This window comes from Actinokineospora lacus (assembly GCF_053813445.1).
Genome location: NZ_JBQERA010000039.1, coordinates 1 through 1,202, shown reverse-complemented (window position 1 = coordinate 1,202; position 1,202 = coordinate 1). Strand labels below are relative to the sequence as shown.

Here is a 1,202-nt window from a genome sequence, read left to right as displayed (position 1 = left end):
ACCTAGTGCTGCATCTCGGAACGTTGACCCGGTAATCGGTCTGGTTGGTTGACGGGCCAGGCTGGTTCTCCCATGTCGAGCGGGAGGTGGTCGTGGGTCGTCGTCCGGAGGTGTTCGTCCGGTCGTTGTCGATGGAGGAGGGCCGGAAGCTGGCCCGGATCGGGCGGACTGCGAAGGACCCGGTGCGGTTGCGTCGGGCGATCGTGGTCTTGATGTCCGCCCAGGGGCAGGCGGTGCCTGACATCACGTCGTTGATGCAGGTCAGCGCCGATTATGTGCGTGATGTGATCCATGCGTTCAACGAGCGGGGGTTCGCGGCGTTGGACCCAAAATGGAGCGGGGGACGCCCGAGGGTGATCGGTGAGCAGGTCCGTGAGCGGATCTGTCTGATCGCCAGGACGTCCCCCGCCACGTGGGGCATCACCGCGTTCTCGACCTGGTCGCTGTCCAAGCTGCGCGACCATCTGCTCGACCGCGGCACCGTCGCGGAGATCAGCCGGGAAACCCTGCGCCGCATCCTGCGCGCCGGCGGCGTCTCGTGGCAGAGCACTTCCACCTGGAAGGCGTCCACCGACCCGGATTTCCTGGCGAAGATGCACCGGATCCTGGACCTCTACGATCACCCGCCCACCGACGGCCGGGTGATCTGCGTCGACGAGTTCGGACCACTGAACCTGATGCCCCGCAAGGGCAAGGCATGGCGACCGACCGGGGCGCCGCACCGATTACGCGCCACCTACAACCGCCACCACGGCGTGATGCACATGCTCGCCGCACTCGACCTGACCACCGGGAAGATCCACTACCGCATCCGGCGCCGCAAACGCCACGGCGAGTTCCTCGACCTCCTCAAAGCACTGCGCGACCGATGGCCAGGCCAGAAGCTCTACATCGTCGCCGACAACTTCTCCCCACACCGCCACCCCGACGTCCTGGGCTGGGCCGCCCACAACCACGTCGAGTTGGTCTTCCTGCCCACCTACTCCAGCTGGCTGAACTGGATCGAGGCCGAGTTCACCGCCCTGCGCTACTTCGCCCTCAACGGCACCGACCACCGCACCCACACCGAGCAGAACGCCGCCATCGCCGCCTACATCCGCTGGCGCAACACACGAGCCCACCCCAAGACCGGCTTCGCCACCGACTCACCCATCCGCACCTGGACCCATTACCCAACCAAGGTTGCGTGACGCAGCACTAGC

Annotated in this window: 1 protein-coding gene; it reads left to right on the top strand. The window is 66.2% G+C overall.

What is annotated here, in order from left to right:
• Positions 1–92: 92 nt before the first annotated feature.
• Positions 93–1,190 carry an IS630 family transposase gene (locus tag ACTG9Q_RS32945; protein ID WP_455576858.1) on the top strand — a complete coding sequence of 366 codons (1,098 nt, stop codon included), beginning with the start codon at positions 93–95 and terminating at the stop codon, positions 1,188–1,190.
• The last annotated feature ends 12 nt before the right edge of the window (positions 1,191–1,202 follow it).